General features: G+C 45.3%; 1 protein-coding gene. It reads right to left on the bottom strand.

The window, feature by feature from the left end; genetic code table 11:
- The coding region (locus tag Y697_RS14500) for an SUMF1/EgtB/PvdO family nonheme iron enzyme (protein ID WP_147433205.1) at positions 1–1,466 on the bottom strand (1,466 nt) is incomplete at its 3' end.
- Positions 1,467–1,787: the final 321 nt, after the last annotated feature.

Raw genomic sequence — 1,787 nt, 5'->3', positions numbered from 1 at the left:
GTGCTACTACTCTGGGATATTGTCCCGGATGGTCCGCTTACTTTGGTGATTGTTGGGGCTTGATTACCCTCATCATATACAAAGCTCCAACTTACTGTACTCGAGTAAGCGCCTTCGTTGTCCTGAGCCCTGACTTCAAATGTGTGGGAATCTTCAGTGTATCCACTCCATGTATAGCTTGTGCTCGTCCCATTGCTTACCCAGCTACCTCCGTCTTTTCTGTATTCGTACTTAGTTATTGTTCCATCCGGATCATTTCCATTCCAGCTGAAGGTACTGCTACTCTGAGATATAGTTCCAGATGGTCCGCTTACTTTGGTGATTGTTGGAACAGCGTTTTCTGATTCCAGAGTTCTGCAAAGCCGGAAACCTAAATGGGGGCTTGTGTAGTTTTGTGAGTAGGCGAGGGGGCGATTTGATATCCGAGCGTGATCCGCACTGTGGAACCAATCGCCACCACGATTCACCAGCCCAATCCCACTGTTGCCGAATGGATTTGTTTGTGGAGATCCTTTGTATGAACCATACCAGTCACTGCAGAATTCACCCACATTTCCGCTCATATCATATATCTCAAGTTCATTAGGCTGCTTAGTTCCCACTTCGTGTGTTGTCTCTCCTGAATTGGCACTGTACCAAGCAACGTTTTCCACATCGTCGCTGCCAGAATATTTGTGGGTTGAGTTGTGGGTTCCTCCTCTAGCCGCATATTCCCATTCAGCTTCTGTAGGAAGTCGGTATCCAATAACCTTCGTTATGTCAGTAGTCACGTTGCCGGTTCCGTCCAATAGTTTACCATCATTATCATACGCCTCTGGAAGCTGCGCCTTAGCGCTTAGCCAGTTGCAATAGGCTATTGCATTCCGCCAGCTCACATAGATAACAGGTCTCGTTCCTCTCCCCCAACCACAATCGTCAGGTTTGCTACTGCCGGTGGCTTCGCAAAAGATATCGTAATCATCGAACGTCACTTCATATTTGCCAATCTCGAAGTCGTATGCAAGTGTTACTTCGTGCACTGGTAGTTCGTCGGACCAACCGTCACCCCAGGTATCTCCCATCATAAAAGTACCACCTTCGACGCGTATCATTTGTTCTAACAACACCGGTCCTACTGAATATTCAAAGCTCCAGCTTATTATGTTGGAGTAAGCGCCTTTGTTGTCCTGAGCCATGACTTCGAATGTGTGGGAATCTTCAGAGTATTCACTCCATGTAAAGCTTGTGCTCGTCCCATTGCTTACCCAATTACCTCCGTCTTTTCTGTATTCGTACTTAGTTATTGTTCCATCCGGATCACTACCATTCCAACTGAATGTACTGCTGCTCTGGGATATTGTTCCGGAAGGACCGCTTACTTTGGTGATTGTTGGAAGCGTATTTGGAACGGGTGGGCATCCAGTTATAAATAGCACCACAGCTGCTATAAGCACCAGCAAACAAAGCGTGAAAACTCTGTTCTTCATTACCCCCACCTCCATAGGCCAGGCTTAACACTTGGAATGAGTAATCGCAGTCTCGGATGAAATGCATCTAACAGAGCGCTGCAATCAGAAAACCAATTTGCTGCTTGTCAAATAGTGAACATGATGGAATTGTTCATTTGTTAACAATAACTTGATTCAATGTGGATCACACCCATAACAACTTGTGATAATAACATCACTTGTAAACTATTAACAGATCATTTCTTTACTTGGGTTCACGAGCCATTTCTGATAACCCCCGTGTGTTTAACTTTGTCTTCACTCTCTAATAATAGTTGAGAGTCTGCCAGCTATCATTGT

This window comes from Mesotoga sp. BH458_6_3_2_1, assembly GCF_003664995.1.
GTDB lineage: Bacteria > Thermotogota > Thermotogae > Petrotogales > Kosmotogaceae > Mesotoga.
The sequence above is the reverse complement of the archived record's forward strand: the minus strand, read 5'-3'. Positions and strand labels throughout refer to the sequence as shown.